Origin of the sequence: Streptomyces sp. NPDC006551, assembly GCF_040611675.1 — a bacterium.
Taxonomy (GTDB): domain Bacteria; phylum Actinomycetota; class Actinomycetes; order Streptomycetales; family Streptomycetaceae; genus Streptomyces.
In genome coordinates this window covers 18140-37061 of record NZ_JBEXOT010000041.1, presented here as the reverse complement: position 1 = coordinate 37061, position 18922 = coordinate 18140, and the positions used below count along the sequence as shown (strand labels likewise).

17 protein-coding genes are annotated in these 18922 nt (G+C 70.8%); 6 read left to right on the top strand and 11 right to left on the bottom strand.

Features of this window, described 5'->3' with window-relative positions; genetic code table 11:
* The first annotated feature begins 39 nt into the window (after positions 1–39).
* On the top strand, positions 40–1605 hold the full coding sequence (locus tag ABZY12_RS27775) for an APC family permease (RefSeq protein ID WP_356894975.1): 1566 nt from the start codon (positions 40–42) through the stop codon (positions 1603–1605).
* An 89-nt stretch (positions 1606–1694) separates the two neighbouring features.
* On the opposite strand, the gene ABZY12_RS27770 is transcribed toward ABZY12_RS27775, so the two are convergent.
* Positions 1695–2165 (bottom strand): carboxymuconolactone decarboxylase family protein, encoded by a 471-nt coding sequence (locus ABZY12_RS27770; protein ID WP_356894973.1) that lies wholly within the window; start codon positions 2163–2165, stop codon positions 1695–1697.
* A gap of 142 nt (positions 2166–2307) precedes the next feature.
* Positions 2308–3063 carry a GNAT family N-acetyltransferase gene (locus ABZY12_RS27765; RefSeq protein WP_356894971.1) on the bottom strand — a complete coding sequence of 252 codons (756 nt, stop codon included), beginning with the start codon at positions 3061–3063 and terminating at the stop codon, positions 2308–2310.
* A gap of 207 nt (positions 3064–3270) precedes the next feature.
* On the opposite strand from ABZY12_RS27765, the gene ABZY12_RS27760 reads away from it, so the two are divergent.
* Complete coding sequence (locus ABZY12_RS27760; RefSeq protein WP_356894969.1) at positions 3271–3804, top strand: GNAT family N-acetyltransferase; 534 nt, start codon at positions 3271–3273, stop codon at positions 3802–3804.
* Here the strand turns inward: ABZY12_RS27760 and ABZY12_RS27755 are convergent.
* Positions 3785–5311, bottom strand: coding sequence for a CehA/McbA family metallohydrolase (locus tag ABZY12_RS27755; RefSeq protein ID WP_356894967.1), 1527 nt, complete (start codon positions 5309–5311; stop codon positions 3785–3787). The two genes, ABZY12_RS27760 and ABZY12_RS27755, sit on opposite strands and share 20 nt — an antisense overlap.
* An 89-nt stretch (positions 5312–5400) precedes the next feature.
* Here ABZY12_RS27755 and ABZY12_RS27750 point away from each other — a divergent pair, with 89 nt between their 5' ends.
* The gene (locus ABZY12_RS27750) at positions 5401–6231 is read left to right on the top strand and encodes an LLM class F420-dependent oxidoreductase (protein ID WP_356894965.1); all 831 of its coding nucleotides are present in this window, start codon (positions 5401–5403) and stop codon (positions 6229–6231) included.
* Positions 6232–6278: 47 nt separating this feature from the next.
* Here the strand turns inward: ABZY12_RS27750 and ABZY12_RS27745 are convergent, their stop codons facing one another.
* From ABZY12_RS27745 to ABZY12_RS27735, 3 genes are read right to left on the bottom strand one after another with little or no spacing between them, the layout of a single operon-like run.
* Positions 6279–6788, bottom strand: a complete 510-nt coding sequence (locus tag ABZY12_RS27745) for a hypothetical protein (protein WP_356894963.1) — start codon at positions 6786–6788, stop codon at positions 6279–6281.
* A complete protein-coding gene (locus ABZY12_RS27740; RefSeq protein ID WP_356894961.1) occupies positions 6781–8589 on the bottom strand; it encodes an alpha/beta hydrolase in 1809 nt (602 codons plus the stop codon). Before ABZY12_RS27740 ends, ABZY12_RS27745 begins: the two co-directional genes overlap by 8 nt.
* A 6-nt stretch (positions 8590–8595) precedes the next feature.
* Complete coding sequence (locus tag ABZY12_RS27735; protein ID WP_356894959.1) at positions 8596–8982, bottom strand: hypothetical protein; 387 nt, start codon at positions 8980–8982, stop codon at positions 8596–8598.
* A gap of 168 nt (positions 8983–9150) precedes the next feature.
* Here ABZY12_RS27735 and ABZY12_RS27730 point away from each other — a divergent pair, with 168 nt between their 5' ends.
* Both ABZY12_RS27730 and ABZY12_RS27725 read left to right on the top strand, forming a co-directional pair.
* Entirely contained in the window at positions 9151–11751 is a 2601-nt protein-coding gene (locus ABZY12_RS27730; protein ID WP_356894957.1) for a bifunctional FO biosynthesis protein CofGH, read from the top strand.
* A 139-nt stretch (positions 11752–11890) separates the two neighbouring features.
* Complete coding sequence (locus ABZY12_RS27725; protein WP_356894955.1) at positions 11891–13009, top strand: ADP-ribosylglycohydrolase family protein; 1119 nt, start codon at positions 11891–11893, stop codon at positions 13007–13009.
* On the opposite strand, the gene ABZY12_RS27720 is transcribed toward ABZY12_RS27725, so the two are convergent.
* Together ABZY12_RS27720 and ABZY12_RS27715 are read right to left on the bottom strand one after the other, a co-directional pair.
* Positions 12994–14559 (bottom strand): sodium:solute symporter family protein, encoded by a 1566-nt coding sequence (locus tag ABZY12_RS27720; RefSeq protein WP_356894953.1) that lies wholly within the window; start codon positions 14557–14559, stop codon positions 12994–12996. The genes ABZY12_RS27725 and ABZY12_RS27720 overlap by 16 nt on opposite strands.
* Positions 14560–14768: 209 nt before the next feature.
* Positions 14769–15551: an SDR family oxidoreductase gene (locus ABZY12_RS27715; RefSeq protein WP_356894951.1), complete on the bottom strand. Its 783-nt coding sequence runs from the start codon at positions 15549–15551 to the stop codon at positions 14769–14771.
* An 80-nt stretch (positions 15552–15631) separates the two neighbouring features.
* On the opposite strand from ABZY12_RS27715, the gene ABZY12_RS27710 reads away from it, so the two are divergent.
* Positions 15632–16465 carry a hypothetical protein gene (locus ABZY12_RS27710; RefSeq protein WP_356894949.1) on the top strand — a complete coding sequence of 278 codons (834 nt, stop codon included), beginning with the start codon at positions 15632–15634 and terminating at the stop codon, positions 16463–16465.
* Positions 16466–16550: 85 nt separating this feature from the next.
* Here the strand turns inward: ABZY12_RS27710 and ABZY12_RS27705 are convergent, their stop codons facing one another.
* The 3 genes from ABZY12_RS27705 to ABZY12_RS27695 all read right to left on the bottom strand — a co-directional run bounded on the left by ABZY12_RS27705 (position 16551) and on the right by ABZY12_RS27695 (position 18750).
* Positions 16551–16751 (bottom strand): DUF397 domain-containing protein, encoded by a 201-nt coding sequence (locus ABZY12_RS27705; RefSeq protein ID WP_356894947.1) that lies wholly within the window; start codon positions 16749–16751, stop codon positions 16551–16553.
* A gap of 202 nt (positions 16752–16953) precedes the next feature.
* Positions 16954–17817, bottom strand: a complete 864-nt coding sequence (locus ABZY12_RS27700) for a helix-turn-helix transcriptional regulator (protein WP_356894945.1) — start codon at positions 17815–17817, stop codon at positions 16954–16956.
* Between the two features lie 210 nt (positions 17818–18027).
* Positions 18028–18750: a GPP34 family phosphoprotein gene (locus ABZY12_RS27695; protein ID WP_356894943.1), complete on the bottom strand. Its 723-nt coding sequence runs from the start codon at positions 18748–18750 to the stop codon at positions 18028–18030.
* Positions 18751–18922: the final 172 nt, after the last annotated feature.

The following is an 18922-nucleotide window of genomic DNA, read 5'->3' as shown; positions in this document are numbered from 1 at the left end:
CTTCCGGATGTGGAAACCGCAGCACTTAACGTCCTGTTCATGACTCAGGTGAACGCACGGCCCATGGCCGGAGACACGGTAAGGGGCGTCGACGCCCCGGACGACACCCACGGCGTGCGCACGAAGGGACTCGGCGGGAACTCCGTCGGGCTGATGGGCGGCGCCGTCATCGGCATCTCGACCGTCGCCCCCGTCTACTGTCTGACTTCCACCCTCGGCCCCACGGTCGGCGAGGTCGGACTCCAGATGCCCGCGATCTTCCTCGCGGGCTTCCTCCCGATGCTCCTCGTCGCCTTCGCCTACCGCGAGCTGAACCGGGCACTCCCCGACTGCGGTACCTCCTTCACCTGGTCCGTGAAGGCCTTCGGGCCGAAGATCGGCTGGATGTGCGGTTGGGGCCTGCTGGTCGCCACCATCGTCGTCCTGTCCAACCTCGCCGGCGTCGCCACCTCCTTCTTCTGGCTCACCGCGGGCGAGATCACCGGCAGTGAGAGCGTCGCCGCCCTCGACGACAACAAGGCCGCGCACATCCTCACCACGCTGGTCTTCATCGGCATCGCCACGGCGATCAGCTACCGCGGCATCACCGCCACGAAGTGGGTCCAGTACGCCCTCGTCGGCCTGCAGCTCACCGTCATCGTGATCTTCGCCTTCATGGCGATCAGCAAGGCGGACCAGGTCACCGGGTCGCTCGACTTCTCGCTCACCTGGCTGAACCCCTTCGGCGTCGAGTCCTTCTCGGCCTTCACCGCCGGTCTCTCCCTGTCGATCTTCATCTACTGGGGCTGGGACGCCTGCCTGTCCATCAATGAGGAGAGCACCGGCAGCGCCCGCACCCCCGGCCGCTCCGCGTTCCTCGCCATGGTCGTCATCGTCGCCTCCTACCTGCTGGTCGCCATCGCCGTGCAGATGTACGCGGGCATCGGCGAGGAGGGCACCGGCCTCGGCAACCCGGACACCTCCGACAACGTCTTCGCCGTCCTCGCCGGCCCGGTCATGGGCTCGGGCCTCGGTGTCCTGCTCTTCGTCGCCGTCCTCGCCTCGGCCGCCGCCAGCCTCCAGACCACCTTCATCCCGGTCGCCCGCACCGCGCTCGCCATGAGCACGTACGAGGCGCTGCCCGCGGCCTTCGCCCGGGTGAACCCGCGCTTCAAGACGCCGGGCCGCGCCACCGTCTGGGCGGGTGTCGCCACGGGCGTGTTCTACGCGGTGATGAGCCTGGTCAGCGAGAACGTGCTGGTCGACACGATCTACGCGCTCGGTCTGATGATCTGCTTCTACTACTCGATCACGGCCTTCGCCTGCGTCTGGTTCTTCCGCAAGGAGCTGACCGGCTCGTTCGCCAACCTGATGGTCAAGGGCGTCTTCCCCGGCGTCGGCGGCCTCATGCTGACCGCCGTCTTCGGCAAGACGCTGTACGACATGTGGGACCCGGCCTACGGCAGCGGCTCCTCGGTCCTCGGCGTCGGCTCGGTCTTCGTGATCGGCGTCGGACTGCTGCTGCTCGGCGCGGTGATCATGCTGGTGATGCAGCGCAAGAGCCCCGCGTTCTTCCGGGGCGAGGTGCTGACGAAGGAGACGCCTTCGCTGGTCGTCGCCGACTGATCAGCACCGATCACACCTGAGTCGCAGTACGGAAGGTGGCGGGACCGGACGGGGTCCCGCCACCTTCTCGTGCGTCCGACGCGTGCGGGCTACCAGGTGGCGACGCCGGCGGGCTGCCTCGTGGTGACGTTGACCCGGTTGAAGAGGTTGGTGATGCCGACCATCAGCACGATCGCGGCGAGCTGCTTCTCGTCGTAGTGGTCGGCGGCCGCGTTCCAGATCTCGTCCGGCACGGCGTCCGAGGTGTCCGCGATCCGGGTCGCCGCCTCCGCCAGCGCCAGGGCGGCCCGCTCCTCGGCGGAGAAGTACGGCGCCTCGCGCCAGGCGGCGACCGCGAACAGCTGCTCGTCGCTCACACCCGCCTTCCGCGCGCTCTTGACCCCGTAGTCGACGCAGAAGCCGCAGCCGTTGATCTGGCTGGCCCGCAGGTGCACCAGCTCCAGGGTGGACTCCGGGACGCCTCCCTGACGGGTGACCTTGAGCAGGTCCTGGATGGCCGGCAATGCCCCCGGCAGGAGGGCGGCGGGGTTGGTGAGCCGGGCCTTGAGTTCGTGCTGCATGGTGGTCGCTCCTCAGCGGTCGGTGCGGCCGTTTCCGTCGGCCTCACCGCATTGACGGAGCGCGTGACGGCGATGTGACACGTCCGGAGAAATCTTTCTCCCGGCTTGCCGATCCCGAGTTCCGAGCTCCCGGAAGGGCGGGTCAGGAGGCGGGTTCGGCGATCAGGGCCGTCCCCGCCGTACGGAAGCCCAGCCGGCCGTAGAGACGGGCCACGTCGCCGTCCGTGGCCGTCAGGAAGACCGTCTCCACGCCCCGCGCCCGGGCGTCCGCGACCAGAGCGGCGGTCACCGCGAGGCCCAGACCGCGGCGGCGCGCGGCCGGCAGGGTGCCGACCCCGACGACCTCCGAGACCGCGCCGACCGGCTGGTGCTGACCCGCGCACAGCGCCGTGCCGTCCGCGTCCAGGGCGGCGGCGAGGTGTGTGAGCCCCGCCGTGATCCGGGCGGCGAGCTGTGCGGCCGCCTCCGGCGAGGGCGCGACGCCGAAGGCCGCGTACGGGACGGCGGCCGCGCTCGGCAGGACCGGATCGTCGGCGCCGACCATCCGTACGATGACACCCTCGGGCGCGGGGGCCGGCACGCCCTCGCCGTCGAGCACCATCAGCGGGTGCTCGCGCACCACGAGCCCGCTCTTCTCGACGGCGGCCCGCAGCCCCGGCGTCGTCTCCGCCACCCACTCGAACGCCTCGGGCAGCCCCAGCTCCCGCTGCCGTGCCCGTACCCGGTCCACGTCGGCGGCCGTCACCACCCCGCCGTACCCGAGCGTGGGCCGCGCGTAGTACGGCCAGCCCTCCCCGTCCCGTACGAAGAGGGTCAGGGGTCCGTACTCCTCCGCGCGGGCGGCGGAGCGCGGGACGGCGTCGTAATAGGTCTCGAGTCGCGTCAGCATGAAGATCATCCAAACACCCGACCCCGCCGGAGCGCCGCGGATTTCCCGCATCCACGGGATGTCCGCCTCCACGCGCGCGCTCGTGCCGCGCCCTGCCCGCGTTCGAGTCCGGCTCAAGGCACCCGGGCCGGCCTGCCGGGCATGACCGCGACCTTCCCGGGGGCCCCGGCCGCCCCTGACGCGGACGAGCCCGCACGTCTCCGGCAGGATGGCCCCATGACCGAGATCCGTACGCCCCGCCTCATCCTCCGCCGCTGGACCGACGACGACCTCGTCCCGATGGCCGAGATCAACGCGGATCCGGAGGTCATGCGCTGGATCGGGGACGGCTCCGTCCGGGATCTGGAGCAGACCGCCGAGGACATCGAGCGGTGGGAGGAGGAGTGGGACGAGGAGGGCTTCGGGCTCTTCGCCGTCGAGCTCATCGGCTCCGGCGAGCTGATCGGCTTCGCCGGCCTGTCCGTGCCCGAATTCCTCCCGGAGGTGCTCCCCGCCGTCGAGATCGGCTGGCGGCTCGGACGGCCGTTCTGGGGCCAGGGGTACGCCTCCGAGGCCGCCCACGCGGCGCTGGAGTTCGCTCTCCAGGACCGTGGCCTCGACCGGGTGGTCAGCATCGCCCACATCAGCAACACGGCATCCGAGAACGTCATGCGCAAGCTCGGCATGACCCCGGAGCGCGACGTCAACCACCCGGTCTTCGGGGTCCCGCTGCGCGTGTACGCCATCGACCTCACCGAGTACCAGGGCTGACCTGGGGCCCCTGTCCGTCGGACGGGCCTTGGACGGCCTCCAGGAACACCGGGTTGGTGAAGGCCACGAGGGCCCCGGGCAGCGGCGGCAGCGTCGCCGGGTGGCGCACCTCCGCCCGTACGTAGGTGGCGTACGCGGCCGTCGTCCCCCACTCCACCGCCCCCTCCCCGGCCGTCGGGAGCACCGCCGTGCGCAGGACGCCCTGGTCGGTGACGAAGCGGACCGTACGGCCCGGGGCGCCGGTCACCGACAGCCGTACCGTCACCGGCTCGTCCGCCGCCACCCGCAGCCGCTCGCCGATGCCCGCCGTACGCCCCCGGCCGTCCGTCACCGTGAAGTCCAGGGACACCGACGACGACTCGGCGACGTAGCAGCGGCCCGCGCGCAGGCCCGCCAGGATCGCCTCCCGGCTCAGCCCGTCCGCGAGGACCACGGTCTGCGGGGTGCCGACCCGGTCCGGGTCCCGGTGCGCGTCGCTGTTGCCCATGGCGGGCGTCCAGCGACCCCGGACGAGCGCCGCGTCCCACGCGGCCAGCGACACCTCGTCGTCCGGGGCGTAGGGCCCGTTCCACACCTCGACCGCGTCCGCGTCGCCGAGGCCGGACTTCCAGCCGCAGCCGACACAGGTGGCGTACGGGTGGGCCGGGACGACCAGGCCGCCCGCCCGGCGGATCTCCCGCGCGAACCGGCCGAAACGGTTCTCCCGCGCCCGGTAGCGCCAGTCCACGAAGGTGCCCGGATCGGTGCCCAGGGCGAGGACGTGGCCGTTGCGCGTGGTGATCTCCTCGCCCAGGAGGATCAGCAGGTCGTCCCCGGCGAGCTCCGCCCACGCCCCGTGGCCGGCATGGGTGTTGTGCTCCGTGGCCGTCAGGAAGTCGAGCCCGGCGGCGCGCGCGAGGGCGGCCACCTCGGCCGGGGTGCGCCGCCCGTCCGAGTACACGGTGTGCAGATGGCTGTCGCCCCGGTACCAGGCCCGGCCGCGCCCCCGCGCCCGCTCCGGCGGATACACCGGCCGGGGCGTGGGCGCCGAGGCGCCGAACCGCAGCGTGACCGTCACGGTGTACGTCAGCCCCCGCGGCGCCACCGTGTACGGCGCGAGCACCACGAACCACCTGCCGGGTCTCACCGGCCCGGCCACGTAGCCGGGGGTGGCCGCGTCGGACCGGACGAAGAACTCCGTCCGCGCCCCGCCCGACCAGCCGCGGAAGCCCTCGCCGCCCAGTTCGGTGCCGCGCTGGTCGAAGAGCCCGATGTCGAGCGCGTTGCCCTGGGTGCCGGCGGGGACCGCGGGCCTGTCGTACGCGTAGGAGACGTGGATCTCGCGCACCCCGCGCGGGACCTCCACGGGCAGGTACACATAGTCGGGGGAGCCGGGCGGCAGCGTGCCGCGGACGGTCTCGGTGCGGTCGCCGCCACCGGGGTCGGCGTGCGCGAAGCTCACGCCTCCCGACGTGAAGGCGGACGCGGCGGAGGTCGCGAGGAGCGTTCGTCTGGTCGGTTCGCTCATGTCCGGCACTCTCACAGGAAGCCGTGAACGCCGCTCCAACGCAAGGCACGGCTCTCGGAAATCCGCGCCGTACGCCCTACCTTGGCCGGATGCGGATCTCGACCACGATCTTCCTGACCGACGAGACCATCACCCCGGTGCGGCTCGCGCGCGAGCTGGAGCGGCGCGGCTTCGCGGGGCTCTATCTCCCCGAGCACACCCACATCCCCGTCGAGCGGACGACTCCGTACCCGGCGGGCGGCGAACTGCCCCCGGAGTACGGCCGTACCCTCGACCCCTTCGTCGCCCTCGGTCAGGCCGCCGCCGTCACCGAACGGCTCGCGCTGGGCACCGGCGTCACGCTGGTCGCCCAGCACGACCCCATCGACCTGGCCAAGGGGATCGCCACCCTCGACCATCTGTCGGGCGGCCGCTTCACCCTCGGCGTCGGCTTCGGCTGGAACCGGGAGGAGGCCGCCGACCACGGCGTGGAGTGGGCGACGCGGCGCGAACTCACCGAGGAGCGGATGCGGCTGATGCGGGCGCTGTGGGCTCCCGAACCGACAGCGTACGAAGGCGGGTTCGGGGTGTCGGTACGGGCCTCCTACGCCTACCCCAAGCCGGCGGGCGGCGCCCCGCGCACCCTCCTCGGCGGCGCGGCCGGGCCGAAGCTCTTCGCGCAGATCGCCGCGTACGCGGACGGCTGGATGCCGATCGGCGGCCGCGGCCTGTCGGAGTCCGTGCCGCTCCTGCGTGAGACCTGGGAGAAGGCGGGCCGTGACCCGCGGGCACTCCAGGTGGTGCCGTACGCGGTCCGCCCGAACCCGGGGAAGCTGGCGCACTACGAGGAGCTGGGGTGCGAGGAGGTGGTGCTCCAGCTGCCGCCGGGGGAGGAGGCGGAGGTTCTCGGGGTCCTGGACGACTTCGCGCGGTACCTCTGAGCCGGCCCCGCCCGTCACGTCACCCCAGCGGGGGCTCCAACTCCTCGTCAGGCGGGCTGGAAGCAGCGGGAGACGACGGTGACGGCGATCAACGCCTTCGTCTTGGCCGTCGGGTGCTTGCGGTTGTCCATGAGCTGGAGCTCCACCGCGTAGTCGCCGTCGGGCGCGTCGGCCCGCAGGGTGGGCGTCCTCGCGGCGCTCCCGTCCGGACCGTCCTGGGTGACCTTCCAGCCCTTCGCGGGCAGGGTGGTGCGCATGCGGTCGTAGGCCTGCTCCAGCTCTTCGTACGGAAGGTCGTAGATGCTCCACGGGTGGTCCATCCGCTCCACCTTGCCCTCGGGCTCGTAGCCCTCGCACGGCAGCGGCAGGGGAGGCCCGTCGGTCACCTTCCCCTTCAGAGCGATCATGTCCAGGACCTGGCTGGACGTGCGCTGCGCCCCCTCCCGCATCTGCGCGCTGTCGCGCACCTCGGCGGTCTTCTTCTCCATGCTCGAACATCCCGTCAGCAGCGCGCACGCCAGCAGGGCGGGCACGGTCCATGTGAGTCGCTTAGTCACGGGTCACCTTGTCGTACACGCCGGCGATGACCGCCGCCTGATTGTTGACACTGGTCTGGTCGGTCCAGAAGTCGCCGTGGTCCTTCGCCCCGCTCTTCATGATGGTGCCGCCGAAGTCCTCGTCCGTGGGGATGTTGCCGCCCTCACCGTGCCCGACGAGCCGGCCGCCGTGACGCACGACGATGTCGTCGAAGCCGCCGCCCATCGCCCAGACGTGGTCCTTGCCCACCTTCAGATCGCTCGCGTGCTCCACCTGCATGCCGGGGCTGCCCACCGCGATGATGTCATCCGCGATCGGGCCGCTCTCCAGCTTGGTGGCCATGCCCACCACGGTGGAACCGTAGCTGTGGCCCATGAGCGTGGTGTGGGACTTGTCCGCGCCGCCCTGGACGGTCTCCAGGCCGCCCATGAAATGGCGCAGGGTCGGGGCGCCGGCGTCGCCGTACTTGTTGACCGTGGCCTCGGGAATGTTGTTCGGCGCGTTGTAGTCGAACCACGTGATGGTCGAGAAGGAGGCGCTCGGGTCCAGTTTCCTGGCGTTGCCGTACAGGACGTCGGTGCGCTCGAGATCGCCCTCGATCTCCTCCAGCTTCGTCGTCGTTCCCGGCACGTACACCGACGTGTGGTCCGCCGTGTCCGGGTTGCCGACCGCCAGGATCACCCGCCCGTCGTCCTTCTCGCCGTCGAACTTCAGCAGGTACCCCTCCGGCATGCCGGGCCGCGGTTCCAGGCGGCTCTCGATCGCGTTCAGGCCGTCCAGCTTGTCCTTGAGATCGTCCCTGCGGCCCTCGTACGTGTTGTGCCAGTCCAGCCACTCCTGGCTGTAGACCATTCCGCCGCGCGCGCCGTGGGAGACCAGCTTGGGCTTCGGCTCGGGTGGCATGCCGGCGAGTTCGACCTCGTACCTCGCCTTGGTCTCCGTGAAGACCACGCGGTTCAGGTCGTCGCGGAAGGCGGAGGGGAGGCCGTCGAGGGCGCCGATGGAGGCGGGGTAGAGGGTGGCGTACTCCTCGCGCTGCTCCTGCGTGAGGCCGTTCCACCACTCGACGTTCTCCTTCGGCGACTTGCCGTGCGGGATCTTGTCGTCGTCCAGGTACGTGCCCGCCGCCTTCTGCATCGCCTGGGTGTCGGAGGCGGCGTCCGCGAGGGTCTTGTTGTCGACCTTGAGGCCGGGCTCGGCCTTGAGCTTGGCCAGGACGTCGTTGTAGCGGCCGTCGATCTCGGCGGCCTCCCGGACGGCGGCGGCGATCGAGTTGGCGACGGCCTGCGCCTTGGCCTGGTTCGGGTTGCCGCCGCCGAGGCCCGGGAACTGGCCGGGGGGATCGAGGAGCGGCGAGTTCGGATACCGCTGGAGCGGCGGTCCTGTGGGGGAGAGGAAGCCGAACTGCGAGCCCTGGGCCGTGCCGCCCGGGATCGGCTTCTTGTCGAGGAGGTTCTCGCCACCGGCCGGGTACTCCACGGAGCCGTCGGCAAGGACGGTGAATTTGAGGTTCTCGGCGTCCTCCAGGGCCTGCTTCAGCTTCCTCTGCGGGGCGGCGAGCTCCGAGGCGAGACCGTTGAGCGCGGTCCGGACGAGTCCGCATTCGGTGTGCAGGTACTGGTAGTTACGGGAGAGCTGGTCGAGGTCGGCGATGGCGGCCTTGGCCGTGTCACCCTCCTGGGTGCCCCTGATCTTGCCGACCATCTCGTTGTCGACGCGGCCTTTGTCGACGTTGGCGCGGGAGCTGACCTTGCCCCAGCCGTCCGCCGCGTCCGTGAACTCGGAGAGCTTGACGTCACGCAGTTGCTGCCAGGTGGGCACGGCGGATCAGTTCTCCTTCTTCTGGGCGGGAACGGGCGACTCGGCCGCGATCTTCCGCTGCGTGTCGACCTCGCGCTCGCCGAAGTCGCGTCCGGCGCTCCTGAGAGCCGGTTCGAGCCGGCCGCACTCGTCGCGTACGGCGGTGAGCCGGGTCCTCCACGTCTCCAGGACGGTCGTGAGCGTGGAGCCGGAGGCGAATCCGGTGGTTGCGCTCGCCACCCCCTCGTTCGCTGTCGTCAGATCGGTCAGCGAGGACGACGTTGAGGTGCGCAGCTCGCCCGCGACATTGCCGGACCTGGTCCAGGGACCCACGTCGGCCTTCAGGTCCGGCTCGCCGCCACCGCCACCGCCTTTGCCGCCACCGCTGTCGGGCGGGACGGACGCCAGCGACATGCGGGCATCGGTATCGCCCGTTCCGAAAAGTTCGTCCCATTTGGCGTTGAGCGCCACCAGCGTCCCCCGAAGATGTGAGCACAGAGCGAGAAGTCATCCTAGGGAGCCGCGGATGGGCGGGACTGAGTACGCGTACTCAATGCCGCGGTCCGCTCTTATGCTCGGGGGATGACGGATCACCAGGCAGAACGGCCCGGCCAGGCGGGGCGGCCCACCGGGAACGCCATGCGCCGCGCCCTCAAGCGGGCGCGGGACGGTGTGGCGCTCGACGTCGCCGAGGCCGCCGTGCTGCTCCAGGCCCGGGGCGGCGACCTGGACGACCTGGCCGCCTCCGCGGCGCGCGTGCGGGACGCCGGGCTCGCGGCCGCCGGGCGGCCCGGAACCATCACGTACTCGAAGAGCGTGTTCATCCCGCTCACCCGGCTGTGCCGGGACAAGTGCCACTACTGCACCTTCGTCACCGTCCCCGGCAAGCTGCGCCGCGCGGGACACGGGATGTTCATGTCCCCCGACGAGGTCCTCGACATCGCCCGCCGCGGCGCCGAACTCGGCTGCAAGGAAGCCCTCATCACCCTCGGCGACAAGCCGGAGGACCGCTGGCCCGAGGCGCGCGAGTGGCTGGACGCGCACGGCTACGACGACACCCTCGCCTACGTACGGGCCATGGCGATCCGCGTCCTGGAGGAGACCGGGCTGCTGCCCCACCTCAACCCGGGCGTGCTGTCCTGGACCGACTTCCAGCGGCTCAAGCCCGTCGCCCCCTCCATGGGCATGATGCTGGAGACCACCGCCACCCGTCTGTGGAGCGAACCGGGCGGCCCCCACCACGGCTCCCCCGACAAGGAACCGGCCGTCCGGCTCCGCGTCCTGGAGGACGCCGGGCGCTCCTCCGTGCCCTTCACCAGCGGACTGCTCATCGGCATCGGCGAGACGTACGAGGAGCGGGCCGAGTCGCTCTTCGCGCTGCGCAAGGTCTCCCGCGCCTACCACTCCCTCCAGGAGCTGATCATCCAGAACTTCCGCGCCAAGCCGGACACGGCGATGCGCGGGATGCCGGACGCCGAGCTGGACGACCTGGTCGCCACGATCGCCGTCGCCCGCCACATCATGGGCCCGAGCGCCTGCCTCCAGGCACCGCCCAACCTCGTCGACGAGGAGTACGGCCGGCTCATCGGCGCCGGCATCGACGACTGGGGCGGGGTCTCACCGCTCACCATCGACCATGTGAACCCCGAGCGGCCCTGGCCCCAGATCGACACCCTGGCCGAGAAGTCCCGCGCCGCGGGCTTCGAGCTGCGCGAACGCCTCTGCGTCTACCCCGAGTTCGTCGGCCGCGGCGAGCCCTGGCTCGACCCGCGGCTCCTGCCGCACGTCCGCGCCCTCGCCGACCCGGAGACGGGCCTGGCGAACCCGGACGCGCCGGTGCGCGGACTGCCCTGGCAGGAGCCGGACGAGGCGTTCACCGCCACCGGCCGCACCGACCTGCACCGCACCATCGACACCACCGGCCGCACGCACGACCGCCGGGACGACTTCGACGAGGTGTACGGCGACTGGGAGGCGCTGCGCGAGGCGGCGGCACCCGGCATGATCCCGCAGCGCATCGACACCGACGTACGGGCCGCGCTCGCGACCGCCGCCGACGACCCGACGAGGCTCACCGACGACCAGGCCCTGGCCCTGCTCCACGCCGACGGCCCGGCGCTCGACGCGCTGACCCGGATCGCGGACGACGTCCGCCGGGCGGCGGTCGGTGACGACGTCACGTACGTCGTCACACGGAACATCAACTTCACCAACGTCTGCTACACCGGCTGCCGCTTCTGCGCCTTCGCCCAGCGGCGCACGGACGCCGACGCCTACACCCTCTCCCTCGACCAGGTCGCCGACCGGGCCCAGCAGGCGTGGGAGCTCGGCGCGGTCGAGGTGTGCATGCAGGGCGGTATCCACCCCGACCTGCCGGGCACGGCCTACTTCGACATCGCGCGGGCGGTGAAGGAGCGGGTCCCCGGCATGCACGTGCACGCCTTCTCCCCGATGGAGGTCGTCAACGGCGCGACCCGGACGGGGATGTCGATCCGCGAGTGGCTGACGGCGGCCAAGGAGGCCGGTCTCGACTCGATCCCCGGGACGGCGGCCGAGATCCTCGACGACGAGGTGCGCTGGGTCCTCACCAAGGGCAAGCTGCCGACCGCCACCTGGATCGAGGTCGTCACGACCGCCCACGAGCTGGGCATCCGATCCTCGTCCACGATGATGTACGGACACGTGGACCAGCCCCGCCACTGGCTCGGGCACTTCCGGACCCTGGCCCGTATCCAGCGGGAGACGGGAGGCTTCACCGAGTTCGTCACGCTCCCGTTCATCCACACCAACGCGCCCGTCTACCTCGCCGGCATCGCCCGCCCGGGGCCGACGGTCCGCGACAACCGCGCGGTCACCGCCATGGCCCGGCTCCTGCTCCATCCGTACATCACCAACATCCAGACCAGCTGGGTGAAGCTCGGCGCGGACGGCGCGGCGGAGATGCTCCGCTCGGGCGCCAACGACCTGGGCGGCACCCTGATGGAGGAGACCATCTCCCGGATGGCGGGTTCCCGCTACGGCTCCTACCGCTCGATCAGGGATCTCGTCGCCATCGCGGACGCGGCCGGCCGGCCCTCCCGCCCCCGGACGACGCTGTACGGCGAGGTCCCGGAGGAGCGCGTGCGCGCCGCGCGGGCGTCCGACGGACACCTCCCGGAACTGCTTCCGGTCCTCCCAGAGTGAGTCAAACCCGGCCTGAAGGGCGTGGGATCACATAACGTTCCGGCTCCCGAACGCCCGTGCTCGGTCGATTACAGTGCTGCGGCAGAGCAAACCTGCGTCAGTCCTGCGTCAGACCTGCGTCACCGGGAGAGGGCACGTCGTGACCACAACCGCCGCGGCCGTGTGGGGCCGTGCCGAACAGCAGGACTTCCGGGCCCGGGTGCGCGGCTGTCTCCTCGGCGGTGCCGTCGGTGACGCCTTCGGCGCGGGTGTGTCGGGCCTTTCCCTGGCGGAGATCAGGACCGTCCACGGGCCGGACGGGCTCACCGAGCCCGTCCCGGCGTACGGCAGACGCGGGGCCGTCACCGCCGCCACGCAGATGACCCTGTTCACCGTCGACGGGCTCATCCGCGCGCAGGTCCGCCGTGACACCGGCGCCTGGCACCCGCCCACGGACGTCCACCGGGCCCATCTGCGCTGGGCGGCCACCCAGCGCGACTGGGGCCCCGACGAGCGGCGCAAGGACAACGGCTGGCTGGCCCGCGAGGAGTGGCTCTACGCCCGCCGCGACCCGGCCCGTGCCTGTCTGACCGGGTTCGGCGACGAGGTCCTCGGCACCCTGGACCGGCCGAAGAACCCGGGTGCGACCGATTCCGGCGCACTGGTCCGCTCGGCGCCTTTCGGGCTCCTGGTCGGGTGGGAGCCGCAGCTGGTGTGCCAGCTGGCGGTGGAGTGCGCGGCGCAGACGCACGGCGACCCGGCCGCGTATCTCGCGGCCGGCGCCTTCGCCGTCGTCGTGCACGGCCTCGCGCGCGGCGAGAGCCTCGACGGCTCGGTGCAGCGGGCCCTCGCGCAGCTCGTGCCGCGCCCTGGCCACGAGCCGGTCACCACGGCCCTCCAGCAGGCCCTCGGAGCCGTACGCCAGGGGATGCCGAACGCGGCCAGGGTCACCGCGCTCGGCGCGGACGAGGACCGGGCCGAGAACCTCCTCGCCGTCGCCGTCTACTGCGCCCTCGTCGGCGAGGACATGCGGCACGGCCTGCGGCTCGCGGTCAACCACGACGGGCTCTCGGCGGCCACCGGGGCGCTCACGGGCGCGCTGCTCGGCACCCTGCACGGCGAGACGGCCCTCCCGCCGGCCTGGCTGGCCGAACTGGAGGGCCGTGCGACGGTCCTGGAGCTCGCGGACGACTTCGCGATGGAGATGACGCAGGGCGCCGCCCTGCACAGCCCCTCGGAGTCCTCGCCGGGCTGGCTGGCCCGCTACCCGAGGGGCTGATCGGCGCGGTCGCCGCCGGTCTGCGCGGGGACGGCCGCGGCCGCGCCCGAGGAGCCGCCCGCGGGGCTGCCGTCGTCCGAGTGGAGCTTGTCGAGGAGGGCGTCCCGCTCCGGGGTGTCCTCCGGCCTGAGGAAGCCGATGAGGACGTACAGGACGAGGGAGGTGGCGAGCGGCGACACGATCTGGATCTGCAGCTCGAGGCCGTCCAGGCCGTAGTTGGTGAGCCAGAAGGTGAACAGACCGGCCGCCCAGGAGACCAGTGCCGCCGTCGGCCCCGACTTCCGGAACGCGCGCAGCAGCCCCAGCATGAAGGGGATCGCGATCGGCCCCATGAGGCCGGCCACCCACTTGATCACGATGGTGATGATGTCCTTGAAGGTGGGGGAGTTGACCTGGGTGGCGACCGCCATGGACAGGGCGAGGAACGCGATCGTCGACCAGCGCGCCGCGAGCAGCCCCGCCCGGTGCGACCAGGTGCGCGCGGCCTTGCTCATCACGGGCGCGATGTCCCGGGTGAAGACGGCCGCGATGGCGTTGGCGTCGGAGGAGCACATGGCCATGGTGTGCGAGAAGAAGCCGACGATGACCAGTCCGAGCAGTCCGTGCGGCAGCAGCTGCTCGGTCATCAGGGCGTACGAGTCGGAGGCGTCGGGCTTCTTCGGGTCGACGAGCAGCGGCGCGACCCACATGGGGAAGAAGAGGACCAGCGGCCAGACGAACCACAGGACCGCCGAGAGCCGCCCGGAGCGGGTGGCCTCGCGGGCGGTCGGGGTCGCCATGTACCGCTGGGCCTGGTTCCACATGCCGCCGCTGTACTCGAAGGTCTTGATGAAGAGGTACGCGAGGAGGAAGGTCATCGTGTACGGGCCCGCGGTCGGCGCGGTGTGACCCTGCAGCTCGGGCCGGTCCCAGACCGTCCACAGCGCGCTGAAGCCGCCCAGCTCCGCCAGGACGGCGACGAGCATGGCGATGCCGGCGAAGAACTGGATGATGAACTGGCCCAGCTCGGTGAGCGCGTCGGCCCACAGCCCGCCGACGGTGCAGTAGATGCCGGTGATCACGCCGGTGATGAGGATGCCCTGGTTGAGGGAGATCCCGGTGAAGACGGAGAGCAGGGTGGCGATGGCGGCCCACTTGGCGCCCACGTCGACGATCTTCAGCAGCACGCCGGACCATGCGAGGGCCTGCTGGGTGGGCAGGTTGTAGCGGTTCTTCAGGTACTCCAGCGGGGAGGCCACATGGAGGCGCGAACGCAGTCGGTTGAGGCGGGGCGCGAAGAGGTGGGCACCGATGGCGATGCCGATCGCGATGGGGAAGGACCAGGTGACGTAGGAGGTGACACCGTAGGTGAACGCGATGCCCGCGTAGCCGGTGAACATCACGGCGCTGTAGCCCGACATGTGGTGCGAGATGCCGGAGAGCCACCAGGGCATCTTGCCGCCGGCGGTGAAGAAGTCCGAGACGTTGTCCACGCGCTTGTGGGACCAGACGCCGATCGCGACCATCACGCCGAAGTAGCCGATGAGCACGGCCCAGTCGAGACTGTTCATTGAGCCCCCTCCAGGGGATCCGGTCCGCCTTGTGAACGCCGTTCATGGTGTGGCGAGTTGAGCGGCCACGACAACGCACTGGAGGGTCAAGAGCGAGTAAAATCGTTCGAGTTGTTGACCTGCGTTCATATTCATGAATACAGATGGGGTCAAAAGGGCCGCACGGCGATCCGTTCGCCGTGCGGCCGGTGTGACGGTCGACGTGCCGGCTACCGCATCAGCTCTCCCGCGTTGACGAGCAGCGACTGCCCCGTGATGGCCCGTGCCCGGTCCGAGGCGAGGAAGGCCGCGGCCTCCGCCACGTCTCCGTCGGTGGCCGGCTCCGGCAGCGCCATCCGCTCCGTGAGCCGGGCGAGCACCTCGGCCTCCGCCACGCCCTCCGTCTGCGCCGTGAACCGTACGTACGCCTGGACCGGCGGGCCCCACATCCAGCCCGGCAGCACGGTGTTGACCCGGATCCGGTGCGGCCCGAACTCCCGCGCCATGGAGTACATCGCCGACGTCAGCGCCCCCTTCGAGGCCGCGTACGCCGCCTGCCGGACCTGCGAAGGCGCTGCCACCGCCGACTGCGTACCGATCAGGACGACGGAGCCGCCCCGCTCCTTGAGTGCGGGCAGACAGGCCCGGGTCATCCGCAGGGTGCCGAGGAGGTTGACGTCCAGGACGTCCTGCCAGGTGGCGAAGTCGGCGTCCTCGACGCCGCCGAAGTGGCTGTCCCAGGCCGCCACGTGCACGACCGCGTCGACCGCCCCGAACCGCTCGACCGCGAGCGCGGCCAAGGCCTCGCACCGCGCCTCGTCGGTGATGTCGGTGGGCAGGAAAGCGGTACGGCGCCCCTCCGGGTCGATCTCGGCCGCCGTCCTGGCGAGATGGGCCTCGGTCCGCGCCCCGAGCACCGCGTTGCCCCCGTCCCGCACCACCGTCTCGGCGACCCGATGGCCCAGCCCGGCACCGACGCCCGACACGATCACCGTCTTGCCCTGGAGCAGCATCCGGGTGCCTCCCGACTCTGGCCATTCATCTGACGGCCCGTCAGAGTAGGGGGCTCCATCCGACATGGGAAGGGCCGGGAATGAGCGAGGAGACACGTAGCGAGACGTACGGGGAGCTGGCCGCCGTGGGGCCCTACGGAGTGCGGCCCGGCCATGCCCTGATCACCCTGGTCGAACCGCACCCGGGCCACGAGTACGCCTACAACCGCTGGTACGAGGACGACCACTACTACGCGGGCGCGATGGCGATGCCCTGGATGTTCGCGGGCCGGCGCTGGGTCGCCACCCGGGCCCTCCAGGAGCTGCGCTCCCCGGAGAAGTCGGCGATCGCCCAGCCGGTGACGGCCGGCTGCTATCTCTCCACGTACTGGATCACCGATGGCCGCTACGACGAGCACATGAAATGGACCGTCGCCATCAACAAGCGCCTCAACCGCGACGCCCGTGTCCACCACCACCGCACGCACGTGTTCACGGCCTTCCAGGACCATGAGGGAACCGTCTACCGGGACGGGGCGGCCGGGCCGCGCGATGTCCACGCCCTCGACCACCCCTACCGCGGCCTCGTGCTCCAGGTGATCGACACCGAGGGGCCGCGACACCGGACGGAGCTGCTCGAACGGCTGCGCTCACGCGAGCTGCCGCGACGCCTGGCCGGCTCCCCCGCGGCGATGGTGACGGTCTTCCGGCCGACGCCGCTGCCCGGGGACCGGATGACGTACGTGAAGCAGGTCGAGGGGATCGACACCCGGCTGACGCTGCTGTGGTTCCTGGAGCGCGACCCGCGAGACGGCTGGCACGAACACTTCGGGGACCTGGGCACGCTCCCCGGGGACCTCGGCCGGGTGGAGCTGGTGGCGCCCTTCATCCCCACGGTGCCGGGAACGGACCGGTACGTCGACGACCTGCGATGAGGCCGACATGCCGAGCCCCCTCGGCCAGGACGGCGGACCGGTCGAGAGGGCTGCTGCGCGGTGCTCTCGCGCGTCGCGCGCGGTTCTAGAGAGTCCCGGTGCTCACTTCGCTCACGAAGGCGTTCCAGGAACCCGGCCCGAAAGCGAGGGACGGACCCTCGGGAGCCTTGGAGTCACGCACCGCGATCGCGGCCACGACGGGGGACTTTACTTCCACGCAGGCCCCGTTCCCGCCGGAATAGGAGGACTTGGTCCAGGTGTCCGTAGCGCCCTGAATAATCGCCATGATGTCAGCTCCGGTTCTGCCGGTAGTGTGTCGCGCCAACCTTCTTGCTGGCGTGATCGACGCTACTCGCCGGTCCCCCCGCGTGGGGCGGGCGTTCACTCGACCGGATGGCATATTCCAAGCGGACTTCCGCCGGAACAAGGCCGGGGTGTACCGTACCGGCCTCTTCCTCGACGTCCCGGCCGTATGGCCGTATTCACCCTTAATTTCCGGCGGCGTACTCCTTGGCGATGTCCGAGATGAACTCCCGGGTCTGCTCCACATTCAGCGCCTGTGCGCGCAAGTGCTCGTACATCACGCTGTACTTCGCGACATCCTGCGCCTTCTCCAGATAAAGGTCACTGGTCACACCCTCGATGTAGACGACGCTGGAGTCGGATGTGTCCGGGAATTCCAGGATCGCGTAATGCCCGCTGATACCCGGATGAGCACCCATGTCGAACGGCAGGACCTGCACGGTGACATGCGGCAGATGCGACTGCTCCACGAGATGCTCCAGCTGCTCGATCATCAGCTGCCTGTTGCCGACGATCCGGCGCAGCGCACCCTCGTCGATGACCGCCCACAGCCGCAGCGGACGCTCGTCGTCCTTGATCCGCTCCTGGCGGCGGGTGCGGACGGTGACCCGCTTGTCGATGTCGGCGGGCGTGGACTCCGGCAGCGCGCCGCTGATGACGGCCTCGGCATAGCCATGGGTCTGCAACAGGCCCGGGATGATCTGCGGCTCGTACACCCGCAGACTCTCCGCGTCCGTCTCCAGGCCGATGTAGACGCTGTACGGGATGTCGCCGAAGGCATGCCACCATCCCTGCTGGCGCGAGTCCTTGGCCATCTGCATCAGCGACTCGACGACCCGCTCGTCCTCGACCTCGTACACGCCGCAGAGATCGCGGACATCGCGCTGGCTGATGGAGCGACGGCCGTTCTCGAGGCGGCTGATCTTGGACTGGGATACCAGGAGACGCTCGGCCACCTGCTCGGCCGTCATGTTCTTCTGCTCCCGGAGCCGGCGCAACTCCTGGCCCAATCGGCGTCGCCTGACGGTGGGATTGACGTTGGACGCCACGGAAACTGCACCTCCGGCTGTCGGCTGCGTAGCTGTGAGTATCTACTGCTTGGCAGACTGCCACCAAAGATGCGGTGTGCGCTGGGAAATGGCGACAACGCACGTGTGCGGGGCGGTCGTGAGGACCGCCCCGCACACGTCTGTGCGGCTCCCGGATCGGGTCGGTGTCGCGCGGTGTCGCCAGGTGCGGCCCGGTGCTCCCCGAGTCGCTCAGTGCACGGCCGCGCGGGCCATGCTGCCGCGGCGGGGCTGCTCGGGGACGCCCGCCGGACGCCCGCCTCCCGTCGCGGTGTTACGGCGCGGCTGTGCCGCCACACCGTTCTGGACGTCCATCACGGCGTGCGCCACGAGGCCGCCCATGGGGTCGTGCCGGATCAGATCGCGCAGCCGGGACCGCGACGACCGTCCTTCGTTCCCCGGGTAGAGGTGCTTGCCGAGACCGACCGCGTGGGCCAGCGCGGCGAGCGCCGCGGTCCGCGGGTCCGGCGGTACGCCGGTGCGGATCGCACTGTCCAGCCGGGCCCTGATGTCCCGGCTGATCGCCGTCTCCGTCGCCTGGTAGCGAGTCGTCGGCAGCACCCCGCACATCTGGCCCTCCACGGCATGCACCATGCCGCATCGCTCCAGATGAGCGAGATAGATCTGACGCAGCCCCAGTCGGGGCCCGCCGATCCAGTGGACCGCCCGGACCGGGCTGCCACGCCTGCGCAGCAGCTCCAGTGCGGAGTCCAGAGTCGGATCTCCGGTCGGCCGTGGCATCACCACGGCGATACGATCCCCGTCAGGGGCTATCCGTCCTGCCAGAGCCAGCTCCACTAGCTGTGCTCCGGCGAGGCCGAGGTCGAGCGACTGCGGCTGCGCTGTGGTACCCGTGGCCGGGTCCAGAGCGAGCAGCAGAAGCTCCTCCGGAATTGTTCTGCGGCTCCTGCCCATCCATGCCTCCCCGCGTGGATGAGTCACAGGGTGACCCCTCTCACATTCATCTGTCGAGAGTGCCTGGGTGGTTCGTACGGGAACCGGCAGGTATGTCGTTCTCGTCTAGCACGGGGGCCAAGGGGTTCACACAGGACACTGGTACATGGTTCGGACGTACGCATGACGCATG